This window comes from Streptococcus viridans, from assembly GCF_900636365.1.
Classification (GTDB): domain Bacteria; phylum Bacillota; class Bacilli; order Lactobacillales; family Streptococcaceae; genus Streptococcus; species Streptococcus viridans_A.
Genome location: NZ_LR134266.1, coordinates 951,799 through 966,157, shown reverse-complemented (window position 1 = coordinate 966,157; position 14,359 = coordinate 951,799). Strand labels below are relative to the sequence as shown.

The following is a 14,359-nucleotide window of genomic DNA, read 5'->3' as shown; positions in this document are numbered from 1 at the left end:
TCCCCCTTAGTCTGCGTAAATATCTTCGAAAGCTGATTCGAGTGGAGGGAATGGGCTTTCTTCCGCAAATTTCACTGAAGCTTCAACGGCTTCTTTCACTTCTTCTTGGATCTGATCCAGTTCTTCTGCGCTCGCAATCTCATTTTCAAGAAGATACTTGCGAAGGTTTTCGATTGGATCTTTCTTCTTCCACTCTTCGACTTCTTCACGTGTCCGGTATTTACCAGGGTCTGAAGATGAGTGACCAAGCCAACGATAGGTGACACTTTCAATCAAGACAGGGCCTTTACCAGAGCGGACGTGTTCAACAGCCTTTTGGAATCCTTCATAGACATCGATAACGTTGTTTCCATCAGGAATAAACATTCCAGGAATGCCGTAAGCAGCACTACGCTCGTGGATATGCTTGACATTGGTCATTTTTTTGATGTCAGCAGAGATTCCATAACCATTATTAATACAATAAAAAATTACTGGAAGATTCCAGATTGAAGCCATATTGACCGCTTCGTGGAAGACACCTTCATTGGTTGCACCATCCCCAAAGAAGCAGACAACAATCTTACCAGTCTTATGCATTTGTTGAGTAAGGGCAGCCCCTACAGCAATCCCCATACCACCACCGACGATACCGTTGGCACCGAGGTTACCAGCATCAAGGTCAGCGATATGCATAGAGCCTCCCTTCCCTTTACAAGTACCAGTATACTTGCCAAGGATTTCAGCCATCATGCCATTCAGGTCGATACCTTTAGCGATCGCTTGACCGTGACCACGGTGGTTAGATGTCAGCAAATCGTCATCATTTAAAGCCAGCATCGCTCCAACGTTTGCTGCTTCTTCACCAACAGAAAAGTGCGTCATTCCTGGCACTTTCCCTTTTTTTACTAACTGTGCAATTTTTAAGTCCATGCGACGGATTTCTTCCATTTTACGGAACATTTCCAATAAGAGACTTTTGTCTAATGTTGCCATTATTTCGCCTTTCTTAGCATTTATTCATTCTCTTCTATTCTAGCCAAAAATGTAAGCACTGTCAAAGAATTTGCTCATTTCCCTTCACAAACTAAATCGCCTAACATACTGATAGAGATGATTTTCCAAACTGTTATATAAAAGATTCACAAACTTTCACATGATAAGCTAGTCACATCAAAAAAGAAGCTGGGACAAAAGTCCTAGCCTCTCAATTGTCTTTGGATTTTCGAGCAAGACGCAGTGGTTGAGTGGGACGACGAAATCGAATTCTAACGAATTACCGATTTCTGTCCCACTCTCAATCATTTTATTGATGACGTTGGCCAAAGTCATGAATCATTTGTTCTAACTCCTTACGGCTTGGAGTTGTTAACATGTAGAGGTAGTCCCCTTGAAGCTCTGCAAAGGCTGCAGGCATATCCTTCTTCACGCGGAACTGGTCTTGGTATTTGGCCAAAACTTCTTCCTCTGAAAGGACATAGGCTGCATTGGCACGGCGAGAAGTCGCTAAGCAATAAAGAGGCTCAAATTCAGAAGTTGGGAAAGGTTCTCCGGCTACAATAGCTGCATAACCTCGGTACAAGTCGATGGAATGAGCATAATTGTAGACATCGATCGTAAAGCCACCTGCTGGACGATTATTGTACTCGATTGCAATATAGTCATCCCCATCACGGAAGAACTCAATGTGGAAGAAACGTTCCTTCATGCCAAAGGCTTTAACAATCGCTTCCCCATACTGACGCAATTTTGGATCCATCTCTTTGAGGACATAATAAGAATTGTCCATTTTGTAGAGCATCAAGTCAAGTGGCGTATAGGCATAGTCAAAAGTAGTTGAGAAGACAATGTTACCATCGCGATCGACCAGACCATCGAAGGTACAAATCTCGCTAGAAGTGACGAATTTCTCAAAGAAGTACTCCGTATGTCCATCCCATTCTGCTTTGAAATGATTGACATCTTCTGGTGTTTCAAGTTTAAAGGTCGCTGCTGCACCTACTCCATTATCAGGCTTGGCAATCAATGGCAACCCAATCTTCTTCACAGCCTTGTCGATATCTTTTTCTGCTTTTACCACAGCACCAGGAACGACAGGAACTCCTGCTTTCTTGAAGAGTTTTTTCATTTCTGATTTAAACTTGGTTTTCTTCAAATCTTTAGGTTTGGCACCAAAGACATTAAATTGCTCACGAAGTGCCGCATCCAATTCCAACCAGTATTCATTGTGAGACTCGATGCGATCGATTGGGCCGTGTTTATAGAACAGAAAGGCTACTGCACGCTTCACTTCATCTAAGTCTTCCATATTTTCTACACGGAAATACTCTGTCAAACTATTGCGCAAAGGCTCATCTAACTGTTCGTACGGCTCTTGACCAATCCCCAAGACAGTGATTCCTTTGTTAGCTAGTTCAATGGTGAATTGTTGGAAATTTTGTGGATAATAAGGTGAAATAACAAGATAATTCATAGAGGTCTCCTCCCTTTTTGACTTATAGATACATTTGTCCTAAGAAATATGGCATTTGCTTGCGCCACCAGTCCCAATCATGGGCTACATCGTGTCCCCATTCAGCAAACCAAGCAGGGATATTTTTGTGGTCAAAGGCTTCTTTCAGTTTGTAGAAAGATGGTAGACCATCTTGTTCCCAAGCTCCAAGACCGGTACAAACGACAATTTCCGCCTGACGGTAACGGTCGATAAACCAGCCATCATTTTGATGCCAAATGTAATCAGATGGAGAGTTTTGGTAAATCGCTTCATCCCCACCAAATTCACCAACAAAGAAACGAGCATCATAGATACCACTCAAGGCTACAACTTTGTTAAAAACATCCGGATGTTGCAAGAAGAAATTAAGGGCGTGGTAGGCACCCATAGAACAACCAGTCGTCATCATCGGATCAAACCAGCCTGTTTTGTGCTTAATGAAAGGAATGGCTTCTTCAATAACGTAGCGTTCATAGGCCCGATGCATTTCTGCACGGTCGTGAGGGTTTTTCCAATTACAAAGCCAGCTTTCACTATCGACACTTGAAAGGGTGAAAAATTGAACCCGTCCTTCTTCGATAAACTGAGCACAGGCATCAATCATACCAAAGTCATAGTACTCATTATGGCTTCCACCTGATGAAGCGAAGACCACTACAGGAATCCCTGCATGTCCATAACGGTTTAGATACATTTCTCGGTTAAGTTGGCCACTCCAGTGGCTAAGATGTTCAATATTCATAGGTTCCCTCTTTCTTTATTATAAAATTTTTAAAAGCTTCTAGTCCCACTTCTCTGCTAAAAAACGAAGACATTCCGGTAAATGCTCTGCCCAGGCTTCTTCATGGTGGATAGCCCCAGATTGAATCCGAATGGCGATATTTTCTAAAGCTACTCCTTGTTGAATGACATCATGATAGTAACGAAGAGATGAGTCAATATAGGCTTGCTTGATATTCCCCGCCATCAGCGTTTTATCTGTATCATCAGCCTCTTCAGTGCCCACATAGATGTAAATGCGTTGATCTGCATATAATTTTTTACGCTCGATATAACGGTCAAAAGCCTCTTGGTGCAACCAGTTGGCAGAGGAGAAGACTCCCAGACAACCGATTTGATCTTGGTATTCTAGGCCCAAAAATTGGGTAATATTTCCACCAAGCGAAGAGCCAATCATGGCTGTATGTTCTCGATCAGCAAGCGTTCGGTATTCTTGATCAATGAAAGGTTTGACCACTTCCATAACGAACTCTCCGTACTCAATACCCTTGGCACCAAATTGCATACCAGGAATATTGGACTCCTTATACTTCCAGGCAGAGTATTCATTCATCCGCTGTAAGCCATCATTATCAATCGCAACCACAATCATGCGACTAATGTCAGGATTTCGCTTAATGGCTGGAATGACTTTCCAAGAGTGACCTACATAGGCTTCCTTGCTATAGAAGACATTTTGCCCATCGTGGAAATAAACTACGGGGTAGCGTCGATCAGTATCTGTTTCATAATTCTTGGGTAATAAAACCCGCACACGACGGAGTTTTCCGGTATAAGGCACTTTCAACTCGTGTGTCTTCATCTCTAAATAAAAATAGGATTTATTCATTGTCAGAAAACTCTCTATATTCTAAATTTTTATTCATTATACCATTTTTATAAGAAAAAGTCTGAATTTCTCCAAACTTTTTCATTAATTGACTTTATTTTCCAATAAATGTTGCCAGATCTTGTAAAGAACGTTCGGCAATTTTCTCATAACGTTCCTTTTTATCCCGAATGCGTAGGCCTTCTAGCTCTTTGATAATTCCAAAGTTGACATTCATCGGTTGGAAGTGCTTGCTATCAGCATGGGTGATATAGTGGGCCAAGCTTCCGATAGCTGTTGTTTCAGGGAACACAGCTGCTTCTTCACCTTTAAAGAGACGAGCTGCATTAATCCCAGCAACCAAGCCTGAAGCTGCCGACTCGACATAGCCTTCTACCCCTGTCATTTGCCCCGCAAAAAAGAGGTTGGCTTGTTTCTTCGAACGGTAGGTTTGTTCAAGCAGGTTCGGAGAATCCATGTAAGAGTTGCGGTGCATGACTCCATATCTCACAAACTCCGCATTTTCTAAACCTGGAATCATTTGGAAGACCCGTTTTTGCTCGCCCCACTTGAGATGCGTTTGGAAACCAACGATATTGTAGAGACTTCCTGCCGCATTGTCTTGGCGAAGCTGGACTACTGCGTAAGGCGTCTTAAACTCCCCATCACGAGGCCCTTTGTAGTCATCCGGATACTCGAGTCCAACTGGTTTCATAGGACCATAAAGCATGGTTTTGATGCCTCGTTTAGCCATGACTTCAATTGGCATACAACCTTCGAAATACTTTTCTTTTTCAAAAGAGTTAAGTGGGGCTTCTTCTGCATTGATCAAAGCCTCATGGAAATCCATAAATTCCTGTTTGGTCATGGGACAGTTGAGATAGGCTGCCTCGCCTTTATCATAGCGAGACTTAAGATAAACCTTACTCATATCGACGGTATTGACATCGATGATGGGAGCTGCTGCATCATAGAAATAGAAGCCATCTCCACCATTGAGCGCGTGGATCTTTTCCGCCAAGGCATCGCTGGTTAGGGGTCCTGTTGCGACCACTGTGATGGCATCCGTCGGCAATTCAGTGATTTCATCGCGAATCACTTCAATCAGTGGGTGTTGGGACACCTTCTCAGTTACCCGACTAGCAAAGCCTTCGCGGTCCACTGCCAGCGCTCCACCAGCCGGTACCCGAGTCGCTTCTGCTGCTTCAAGGATAACCGAACCCAAGCGACGCATTTCTTCTTTGAGGAGCCCGACAGCATTGGTTAACGAATCCCCACGAAGAGAGTTGGAACAGACTAACTCAGCAAAGTTGTCTGTTTTGTGTTGCGGAGTGGATTTGACCCCACGCATTTCATAAAGCTTCACCGGGATTCCTTGTTGGGCAATCTGGAAAGCCGCTTCCGAGCCAGCAAGGCCTGCACCGATAACATTGATATAAGATTGAGACATGACACTAATACCTCTTTGGGTGAAAACTAAGGCCAGATTAAAACAAGCCACTGGATTGTTAGCCACCCACAAATCTTTCTAAATTCATACTTGGTACATTATACCAAAAAGACAAGCAAAAAGACAGGGAGGATAGTCCTTCCTGTCTGGACTTTCGTCTGTTAGTTGTTTTCTTATAAGCACAACCAAGCAGCAAAGAGGGCAGATAGAATACTGAATAAGGATCCAATCAAGTAATACTCCGCAAAGGCTGGGTTCTCCGAAATTTTATTGTAGCGGGCGATGGATTTGGCCGTAAAGACTAGGCCGATAGAAGCAAATTGGCCGTACACAAGACAGGAACCGATAACCAACCGCTCTAAGAAGCCAATCATGGAACCAGCCCCAGTGATGGTATCCATTTTATCCGCCATCGTCGGCTGGTACTTGGCAAAGAGAATTTTAAAGACGATATTGGTCGGCTTTCCTACTAGGAGGACATAAAAGATTAGCTTTAGGATATCAGTAGGCAGATAGGTCGTGCCATTTTTTGCTCCCCAAAGGACTAGGAAACTAATGATACCGACATGCAAGACTTGATCCAGCGCAAAAGTCCATGCGGCTGATAAATTCAATTGCTTTTGCACCCAAGATTTTCCGTAATCAATCACTGCATGAGTCAGCAAAATAATCAAGCAAATCCACCACAAATCCAGATGACAGAGGGAAACGACAAACAGAGGCAGAGCTACATACAGAATGTGAAGACCTAACACTTTCCTATCCTGATCCTTGCGATCCGCCATCTTTTGGCTTTGAAAATAATAATCCGATAACAAATGACAACTCAACAAGAGAAGCAAGTATGGATTCATTACGATACTAGACAATCCGGTCATAGGCTTCTCCTTTCGCTAAGCTTTGAATACTAGCTAGTGCTGCTGCTCTTCCTCGTAAATAAACCCGAATACTACTGCTTTTCAATCGTTTTGAGAGAGCACTTGGGTTGATCTCCAGTGATTGGGCTAAGTCCTGCTGGCTAAAATTCTCACTATATACACATCTCTTAAGAAGATCTAGCAGGATTTCTTCCTGACTGCCACGCCAACCCGAACGAATGGCTTCTCCTGAAGCAATGAGCGCGTTCACAAAAAAGTCTTGGTTTTCCTTCCCACTTGAAAAATAAATCTGGGTATTACCGTAGTCATTTTTCTGATGAACCAGATTGATGGCTGCGCGTGCATTCCAATAGGCTGGCCCATCCGCTCCAATACTTTGCAAGGGATCAATAGCTGTTACAATCTCTCCAAGTCCAATACCAAAACGAAGTTGAGTCGGGGTTAGTTCTGAACGCAGGGTATCTATGATTTGAAAAACCGGAGCATCCACTTTCAAAAGCGCCTGAAACTCATCCCCCAAGGTCAAAGTGAAACGGGATGCCAGGTAATCCCCGAATACTTCGTTCATCTTTTGAAGCGTTTTTTCTACCTGTTTTTGCAGGTCAAAACGTTCTTGAACCATTTTGGAATCAATGACATCTGCAATCAAAGCAAGATACATAAGCCCACCTCCTTGTGTCTATTATAACGAAAAAAAACAAAAATGTCTATTATAACAGACATTTTAAAAAATTGCCGTTATAATAGACATCGAATCATTCTAAAATCTTATTTCACTTTTTCTTCTTCGTAGTCGCCATTGCTACATACGACCTGCTTCCCGCCACCACGAACTTTTTTCTCAACTAGGTAGTGACCACATTTCGGACAGTCACGGCCAATCGGTTTGTCCCAAGAGGTGAATTCACACTCCGGGTAGCGATTACAGCCATAGAAAATACGGTTGCGCTTTGTTTTACGCTCGATGATTTGACCTTGGTGACAATTTGGACACTCCACCCCGATTTCTTTGACAATGGCTTGAGTATGACGACAATCTGGAAAATTACTACAAGCATAGAACTTACCAAAACGTCCTAATTTAATCACCATCGGGCTACCACAGACTTCACAATCAAAACCAGCTGGTTCGTCTTTGATTTGGATTTTTTCCATCTCTTCTTCAGCCTTCGCGACTTCTTTAGAGAATGGTTTGTAGAAGGCATCAATGACCTTTTGCCACTCTTCTTTTCCGAGTTCGACATCATCGAGTTTCCCTTCCATCTCCGCTGTGAAGGTCACATTAACGATATCTGGGAAGAATTCAACAATTAGTTTATTGACGATTTCCCCTAACTCGGTTGGTTCAAAACGTTTGGCTACAAGCTTCACGTAATAGCGTTTTTGAATGGTCTCAATCGTTGGTGCGTAAGTTGAAGGACGGCCCACGCCATTTTCTTCTAGCGTCTTAATCAAGGTCGCTTCAGAATAACGGGCTGGTGGTTGGGTAAAGTGCTGTTCAGGTTTGCTATTGACCTGAGTGACGGTATCCCCTTCTTCCATATCCGGTAGCATCTTGTTCTTATCCGAATCATTGTAAATTGCTAAATAACCGTCAAACTTCACCTGACTACCATTGGCTGTGTATTGAACCCCATTTTGCCCTAAACGGACATTCATGGTATCAAACACGGCTGCTGTCATCTGGCTAGCGACAAAACGATTCCAAATCAAGGTGTAGAGCTTGAGCTGGTCCTTGTCTAGGTACTTGGCAATTTTCTCAGGCGTATTGTAGACGCTAGAAGGACGAATCGCTTCATGGGCATCTTGGGCACCAGAAGCATTCTTGATCCGGCTACCGTGCTTGGAATACTTCTCTCCAAATCGATCAACGATAAAGCTAGCTGCTTCATTTTGAGCGACTGGACTAATCCGAGTCGAATCCGTACGCATATAAGTGATCAAACCTTGAACACCTGATCCAATATTGATTCCTTCATACAACTGCTGCGCCACCATCATGGTCTTACGAGTACGGAAGTTAATCTTATTGGCTGCGTCCATCTGCATGGAAGAAGTTGTGTAAGGAAGCGGTGCATTGCGTTTACGTTCCTTTTTCTCAACTTTTTCAACGATATACTCTTTCCCATCGAGATGCGAAAGAACAGCTTTCACATCCTCCTGGTTTTGCAGTTTCATCTTCTTGCCATTCATTCCATAGAAATTGGCTTGGAATTGCTTGGTTCCCTTTTTAAAGGTCCCATCAATTGTCCAGTATTCTTCTGGTTGGAAGGAATTGATTTCTTCTTCCCGGTCAATGATCAATTTAAGGGCAACGGACTGCACCCGACCAGCAGAAAGTCCCTTCTTCACCTTTTTCCATAGAATTGGTGAAATAGAGTACCCTACAATCCGGTCCAAGACACGACGCGCTTGTTGAGCATCTACCAGATCCATATCAATCTTACGAGGTTCTTGAAAGGCGTTTTTTACCGCATCCTTGGTAATTTCGTTGAAAACGACACGGTTCTTATCTTCTTTATCCAACTGAAGAATATGCGCCAAGTGCCAAGAAATCGCTTCTCCTTCACGGTCCGGGTCACTTGCGAGAAAGACTTGTTTAGCCTTTTTAGCCTCTTTTTTCAAATCATTGATCAAAGGACCTTTTCCGCGAATATTGATGTACTCTGGTTCGTAGTTGTTCTCAAAATCAATAGACATGGTAGATTTTTTCAAGTCACGAATATGACCCACGCTGGCCATGACCTTATAATTTCTACCAAGATACTTCTCAATCGTCTTCGCTTTCGCAGGAGACTCCACAATAACTAAATTCTTTTTAGCTGTTGTAGTTTTCTTTTTTGTTTTAGTAGCCACTTTTTTACCTCTATTTTGTAATAAACCTCATAGAGTGTAAACTATTTTTTTCGTGATGTCAACCGTGAAGTTCTCCTATAGAGAAACTCATTTTAAAATTCAAACTCATCTAGGACATCTTTTCCACTGGTGATCAGCTTTGCTCCTTCTTGAATGAGGTGATGACAGCCGTCTGAACGTCCATCCAAGATTGAACCAGGAATAGCAAAAACATCCCGCCCTTCTTCCATAGCACGCTCACAGGTGATCAAACTTCCAGACCGCATCCGCGCTTCAGCTACAATAACTGCTCTGGAAAGCCCAGCAATAATCCGATTACGCTCTGGAAAATGGTGCTTTTGAGGGCCTTGTCCAGGACCGTACTCTGTTAAAACTAAATGGCTCCCACTCATGTACTTCTGCAATTGTTTATTGGATCTAGGATAGAAGACATCTAACCCAGTACCAATCACCCCGATTGTTTTTCCTCCATTCCGAATAGTAGCATAATGGGCCGCTGCATCAATCCCCTTTGCTAACCCACTCACCACAATTAATTCGTTGTTTAATTCGTTAATGATTTTTTCGACAGATTGAATCCCTGTACGGCTACAGGATCGACTCCCTACAACCGCAATCTTTGGCTGTTTAAGAAGATCAATATTTCCTTCATAAAACAACAAAACAGGTGGGTTATGCATCCAGAGAAGTTCTTCAGGATATTCTGGATCCATAATAGAAATCGAATCAAACTCCTTGAACTCTTCTCTTAAGACCTTGTCATCAATGCGAATGTACCGTTCCATAAATAGTGTTTGATTGCGACAACCTGCAATTTTTGCCATTAATTCTAAAGAGGGCCACTCCCCATTCATTTCCCAGTAATTGACAATGTTAAAAACCTGTATATTTGACAGGCCAGCAACCTTTAATTTATAAAGTTCATATTTGTTCATTTGTAAACCTCAATTTCTACTATCTATTTATAATATTCGTAAAAGAAAACAAAAAAAGCTCTAAAAATAGAACTTTTTAATGATTTTCTAAGATGTTAAAATGACAAACTGCCCCCAAAAGATTACTTGAGTTGTGGTAACGAGCTGATTGAATCTCCACTAAAGAAAATCGTTGCTCCCCACTTTCCTCCATCAAGCTTTTATACTGATGGTTGATCTCTTCTAAAAGAAGGGATTGACTACTAATTCCCCCACCAATCGTTACTTTTTCAAGCCGAACCAAAGACTGAAGGTTATAGATTAGGATCGCAATTTCCCGACAATAAGAAGCAAATAAGTCTTGCAATTCCTCATGATGACCGGCTTCAAGGACTTCAAAAACTTGAACCCCATCTTCTTCTGGAAATTCTAAGAGCTGACTAGCATTAGCCACAAAATTAACTGCAGAGCCTGAATTTTGAACCAAACTGGAAATCCCATGTTTCAAAATCTCGGTCTGATATTGCTTTTGTCCAGGAGTCACTTGCTTCTCCCCTAAGCTTGGCCAACGAAGATAATCCTTGAGATTCCAGGTGGAAATTAAGGACCCATTGGAAGTCAAGGCTAGACCTACTCCAGTTCCTAACACAAAGGTGGCTCCACAGCCACAATCCTGGAGGTTCCCAATTCGAGCTTCCGCCAAACCTGCAGCATCCCCATCGTTGAGGACGGTCACTGGGACTTGAAACGCCTTGTTTAAACGAGAAGCTAAAGGAATATTCCTTAAATAAGGAATGAGGCCACCTTTAAAGACAAAACCAAGTCGACTATTGATTTCACCCGGAGAAGAGATGGCAATCCCAGTCATTCGATTTTGGAACGAGCAAATCACGCGCTCGAGAGCTTCCCAGAATTCCTCAATAGTATCTGGTGTCGGGACTTTAGAAGAATCACTCACCTGATAGGCTTCATCGACTAAGGCATATTTAATAAAAGTTCCTCCAATATCAAAGGCTAAGAGCATTTCCTTCCCCCCTAGTCATTATCTATCATGGATTTAATGGGTTCGAAGCTTCGGCGATGGATAGGAGTAACCCCATGTTTTTCCAATCCTTCAAGATGCTTGGTTGTCCCATACCCCGCATTCTGACCAAAATCATAGCCTGGATACTCTTGGTCATATGCCGCCATCATCTGATCACGGGTCACCTTCGCCACAACAGAAGCTGCCGCGATAGACAGGGAATTAGCATCTCCTTTAATAATGGAAGTCTGTGAAATAGGCAAATCTAATTTCATAGCATCGATCAAGAGATGTTGAGGCTGTTGGTCCAATTCTTGAATTGCCTCTAGCATGGCTAATTTGGTTGCTTCATAAATATTAACCTGATCAATGACCTGATTGTCTTTAACCCCAATCCCGACCGAAAGAGCCTGATCTAGAACTACTTGGTAAATAGCTTGATGCTTCGATTTAGGGATTTTCTTGCTATCATTCAAACCTGGGATTTTACAATTTTCAGGCAGAATAACGGCTGCAGCAACTACAGGGCCAGCCAAAGGGCCGCGCCCTACTTCATCTACTCCTGCAATGAGTTGAATCCCTTGAGCATAAAGTTCTTTCTCATAGGCTAGCATTTTTTCTAAACGCAAGTCTTCGTCTACTTGTTTTTGGAGTTCGCGTTTTCGTTTACTAATAGCAGCCTGAACACCTGCTCGACCATCAGCAATCAACTCTTCAAACAAGGGATGATCCAGCCTATCAATCGTTGCCAAACACTCTTTGATTTCTTTAATCGTTGGCATCCACTTCACCTACACGATCAAGGGTATAGCGACCCAAACGACCATCTCGTACATCCTTGACAAACAAACTGTAGAAGCGATCATAATCATCTCGGAAACCTAAGCGTTGGGTCATCTCCATGATGATTTCCGGTGCTTCCTGTTCCAAATCCATTTGCTTATAGCGTTCTTGTAACTCTTTTGGGTAGTGGGATTTAAAATACTCCAGACCAAAAATAGTCACCTCATCCATAGGCAATAACTGATCCTTAATAGCGCCCGTTAATGCTAATTTTAGAGCTACATCTTCATCTTCAAATTTTGGCCAAAGAATCCCTGGGGTATCCAAGATTTCGAGGTCCTTATTGGTTTTCAACCACTGTTGCCCCTTGGTCACCCCTGGTTTATTCCCGACGACGGCAATCTTTTTCCCTGCTAAGCGGTTCATCAGCGTTGATTTCCCAGCATTGGGAATCCCAATAATCATGGTCCGAAGGGTTTCGATTTGAATTCCTCGTTCCTTCTGACGGGCAATTTTATCGGCCATCAAAGACTTAGCAGCATCTGTAACCTTCTTAACCGTAGATTGCTCTTTGGAGTTAATAGCCAAAGTTTTGATTCCTTGTGACTCAAAATACTCCTGCCACTCTTTTGTGGCGACAGGATCAGCCAAGTCTACCTTGTTCAGAATCATCAACTTAGGCTTGTCACCAACAATTTTTGTTAACATAGGATTTTGACTTGATAGAGGCAAACGCGCGTCCACCAAAATTGTCACAAAATCCACAAATTTAATATTTTCTTGTACTTGTCTTCTAGCTTTGGACATATGTCCAGGAAACCATTGAATAATCGCCATGAAATGAAATCCTTTCAACATTCAATCCTATCTATTATACCATGAAATATAGTATTTTCTTTTAAAACTGCTTCCCATTTTTGCCATAAAAAAACGAAGCTACATCCGTAACTTCGTTCCTTTTTTAGCGAATTTGCTCAAAATGCAAGTGAACAGCAATGTGATCACCATAACCACTTCGTTCCAAATCTCGTTGCAAACGATAAGAAATATAGTGTTCAGCAATGGTAATATAACCAGCACCAAGTAAGCGGTGCTCAACCATTGACTGGATCATGCTGATAGTGGCACGTTCCACTTTAGCTTCTTCCAAATCCATCACAACTTTCTTGGTCACTTGCGCCAAGTTTTGGCGAAGATCATCCGTCAAGACATAGACTGTTTGTGCTGCCTTCAAAACAGCTTGATAGATTTTATCTGGGTCAAATTCTACAACTTCACCACTACGTTTAATGACTTCCATCTTATTCTCCTTGATCATCAATATACTTCTATTATCTTAATAAATAGGGGATTTGTCAAGAATCTAAGACATCAATAATCCGGACGAAGAACTCCCGTAATGATTTCTTTGGTCGCATGGTAATCCCCATCAACTACTACCTTGATAATGCGCTTAGCTTCCTCAGCGGGTGCTGGCACTAATGGCAAACGAGTTGGCCCAGCTTCAAAGCCCATATAGTTTAAGACTGCTTTGACAGGAGCTGGGCTTGGATAAGAGAAGAGAGCATTGACTTTAGGGATAAATTGGCGCTGGATAGCCGCTGCCTTTTTAATATCATTATTCTCAATAGCTTGGAACATTTCGTGCATTTCATCACCATTCGTATGAGATGCTACTGAAATCACACCGTCTGCTCCAAGATTCATAGCGTGGAAAGCATCCCCGTCTTCCCCCGTATAGATGAGAAACTCCTCTGGCTTATGCTCGATTAAGTAAGCCATATTGGCAAGAGTCGTACACTCTTTAACACCGATGATGTTTGGATGTTCGGCCAAGCGGAGCATGGTTTCAGGAGTCAGTTCAACAACCACGCGCCCAGGAATATTATAGATTATGATCGGCAAGTTAGAAGCATCTGCAATAGCTTTAAAATGCTGGTACATCCCTTCTTGAGAAGGTTTGTTGTAATAAGGAACAATCGCTAACCCGGCAGCAAAACCACCAAATTGGTCTACTTCCTTTACAAACTCAATGGAATCTCGGGTCTCATTGGTCCCGACACCAGCAATCAAAGGAACCCGTCCGTTCACCACCTTTTGAACTGCAGCAAATAATAAGAGCTCTTCATCGTGTGTCAGAGTTGGACTTTCGGCCGTTGTACCAGCTAAGAGAATTCCATCTGTGTGATGGGCTAATAAATGCTCAATTAAGGGCGGAATGGCCTCAAAGTTGATCGAGCCATCTTCATGAAAGGGGGTGATAAAGGCAGTAATCATTTTACAATCTTTTAAATCTTGATAAGACATTGATGCTCCTTCTCGATTCAATCATAGGGAAGAGGGACAGCACCAAAAGTTGATGACTGTCCCCATTACATATTATTCAGTTATAG

The 14,359-nt window shown here is 42.5% G+C and carries 14 protein-coding genes; all 14 read right to left on the bottom strand.

Annotation, left to right across the window (positions count from 1 at the left end):
* Positions 1–6 precede the first annotated feature (6 nt).
* A complete protein-coding gene (locus EL081_RS05180; RefSeq protein WP_049514824.1) occupies positions 7–975 on the bottom strand; it encodes a thiamine pyrophosphate-dependent dehydrogenase E1 component subunit alpha in 969 nt (322 codons plus the stop codon).
* Positions 976–1,285: 310 nt separating this feature from the next.
* Entirely contained in the window at positions 1,286–2,452 is a 1,167-nt protein-coding gene (locus EL081_RS05175; protein WP_126404227.1) for an ATP-grasp domain-containing protein, read from the bottom strand.
* A 22-nt stretch (positions 2,453–2,474) separates the two neighbouring features.
* Positions 2,475–3,215, bottom strand: a complete 741-nt coding sequence (locus EL081_RS05170; RefSeq protein WP_126404226.1) for an esterase family protein — start codon at positions 3,213–3,215, stop codon at positions 2,475–2,477.
* 39 nt (positions 3,216–3,254) lie between these two features.
* Positions 3,255–4,082: an alpha/beta hydrolase gene (locus tag EL081_RS05165; protein ID WP_126404225.1), complete on the bottom strand. Its 828-nt coding sequence runs from the start codon at positions 4,080–4,082 to the stop codon at positions 3,255–3,257.
* A gap of 94 nt (positions 4,083–4,176) precedes the next feature.
* Complete coding sequence (gene trmFO, locus EL081_RS05160) at positions 4,177–5,511, bottom strand: methylenetetrahydrofolate--tRNA-(uracil(54)-C(5))-methyltransferase (FADH(2)-oxidizing) TrmFO (protein ID WP_164555433.1); 1,335 nt, start codon at positions 5,509–5,511, stop codon at positions 4,177–4,179.
* Between the two features lie 173 nt (positions 5,512–5,684).
* Positions 5,685–6,389, bottom strand: a complete 705-nt coding sequence (locus EL081_RS05155) for a DUF3307 domain-containing protein (RefSeq protein WP_126404224.1) — start codon at positions 6,387–6,389, stop codon at positions 5,685–5,687.
* The gene (locus EL081_RS05150; RefSeq protein WP_126404223.1) at positions 6,373–7,050 is read right to left on the bottom strand and encodes a SatD family protein; all 678 of its coding nucleotides are present in this window, start codon (positions 7,048–7,050) and stop codon (positions 6,373–6,375) included. The genes EL081_RS05155 and EL081_RS05150 overlap by 17 nt, the downstream gene beginning before the upstream one ends.
* Positions 7,051–7,157: 107 nt before the next feature.
* A complete protein-coding gene (gene topA, locus EL081_RS05145; protein ID WP_126404222.1) occupies positions 7,158–9,245 on the bottom strand; it encodes a type I DNA topoisomerase in 2,088 nt (695 codons plus the stop codon).
* A gap of 92 nt (positions 9,246–9,337) precedes the next feature.
* Positions 9,338–10,180, bottom strand: coding sequence for a DNA-processing protein DprA (gene dprA / locus EL081_RS05140; RefSeq protein WP_126404221.1), 843 nt, complete (start codon positions 10,178–10,180; stop codon positions 9,338–9,340).
* 76 nt (positions 10,181–10,256) lie between these two features.
* Positions 10,257–11,183, bottom strand: coding sequence for an ROK family protein (locus tag EL081_RS05135; protein ID WP_126404220.1), 927 nt, complete (start codon positions 11,181–11,183; stop codon positions 10,257–10,259).
* A gap of 11 nt (positions 11,184–11,194) precedes the next feature.
* Positions 11,195–11,965: a ribonuclease HII gene (locus EL081_RS05130; protein ID WP_126404219.1), complete on the bottom strand. Its 771-nt coding sequence runs from the start codon at positions 11,963–11,965 to the stop codon at positions 11,195–11,197.
* Positions 11,952–12,803, bottom strand: a complete 852-nt coding sequence (gene ylqF / locus EL081_RS05125; protein ID WP_126404218.1) for a ribosome biogenesis GTPase YlqF — start codon at positions 12,801–12,803, stop codon at positions 11,952–11,954. Before ylqF ends, EL081_RS05130 begins: the two co-directional genes overlap by 14 nt.
* Before the next feature lie 124 nt (positions 12,804–12,927).
* Positions 12,928–13,266: an ATP cone domain-containing protein gene (locus tag EL081_RS05120; RefSeq protein WP_006597242.1), complete on the bottom strand. Its 339-nt coding sequence runs from the start codon at positions 13,264–13,266 to the stop codon at positions 12,928–12,930.
* Positions 13,267–13,337: 71 nt separating this feature from the next.
* Complete coding sequence (gene dapA / locus EL081_RS05115) at positions 13,338–14,273, bottom strand: 4-hydroxy-tetrahydrodipicolinate synthase (RefSeq protein ID WP_126404217.1); 936 nt, start codon at positions 14,271–14,273, stop codon at positions 13,338–13,340.
* Positions 14,274–14,359 lie beyond the last annotated feature (86 nt).

Coding starts and splice junctions, on each gene's coding strand:
- EL081_RS05165 (WP_126404225.1), bottom strand. CDS start 4,082: ATGAATAAATCCTATTTTTATTTAGAGATGAAGACACACGAGTTGAAA.
- ylqF (WP_126404218.1), bottom strand. CDS start 12,803: ATGGCGATTATTCAATGGTTTCCTGGACATATGTCCAAAGCTAGAAGA.
- EL081_RS05150 (WP_126404223.1), bottom strand. CDS start 7,050: ATGTATCTTGCTTTGATTGCAGATGTCATTGATTCCAAAATGGTTCAA.
- EL081_RS05130 (WP_126404219.1), bottom strand. CDS start 11,965: ATGCCAACGATTAAAGAAATCAAAGAGTGTTTGGCAACGATTGATAGG.
- dprA (WP_126404221.1), bottom strand. CDS start 10,180: ATGAACAAATATGAACTTTATAAATTAAAGGTTGCTGGCCTGTCAAAT.
- EL081_RS05120 (WP_006597242.1), bottom strand. CDS start 13,266: ATGGAAGTCATTAAACGTAGTGGTGAAGTTGTAGAATTTGACCCAGAT.
- EL081_RS05155 (WP_126404224.1), bottom strand. CDS start 6,389: ATGACCGGATTGTCTAGTATCGTAATGAATCCATACTTGCTTCTCTTG.
- EL081_RS05175 (WP_126404227.1), bottom strand. CDS start 2,452: ATGAATTATCTTGTTATTTCACCTTATTATCCACAAAATTTCCAACAA.
- EL081_RS05180 (WP_049514824.1), bottom strand. CDS start 975: ATGGCAACATTAGACAAAAGTCTCTTATTGGAAATGTTCCGTAAAATG.
- EL081_RS05170 (WP_126404226.1), bottom strand. CDS start 3,215: ATGAATATTGAACATCTTAGCCACTGGAGTGGCCAACTTAACCGAGAA.
- EL081_RS05135 (WP_126404220.1), bottom strand. CDS start 11,183: ATGCTCTTAGCCTTTGATATTGGAGGAACTTTTATTAAATATGCCTTA.
- dapA (WP_126404217.1), bottom strand. CDS start 14,273: ATGTCTTATCAAGATTTAAAAGATTGTAAAATGATTACTGCCTTTATC.
- trmFO (WP_164555433.1), bottom strand. CDS start 5,511: ATGTCTCAATCTTATATCAATGTTATCGGTGCAGGCCTTGCTGGCTCG.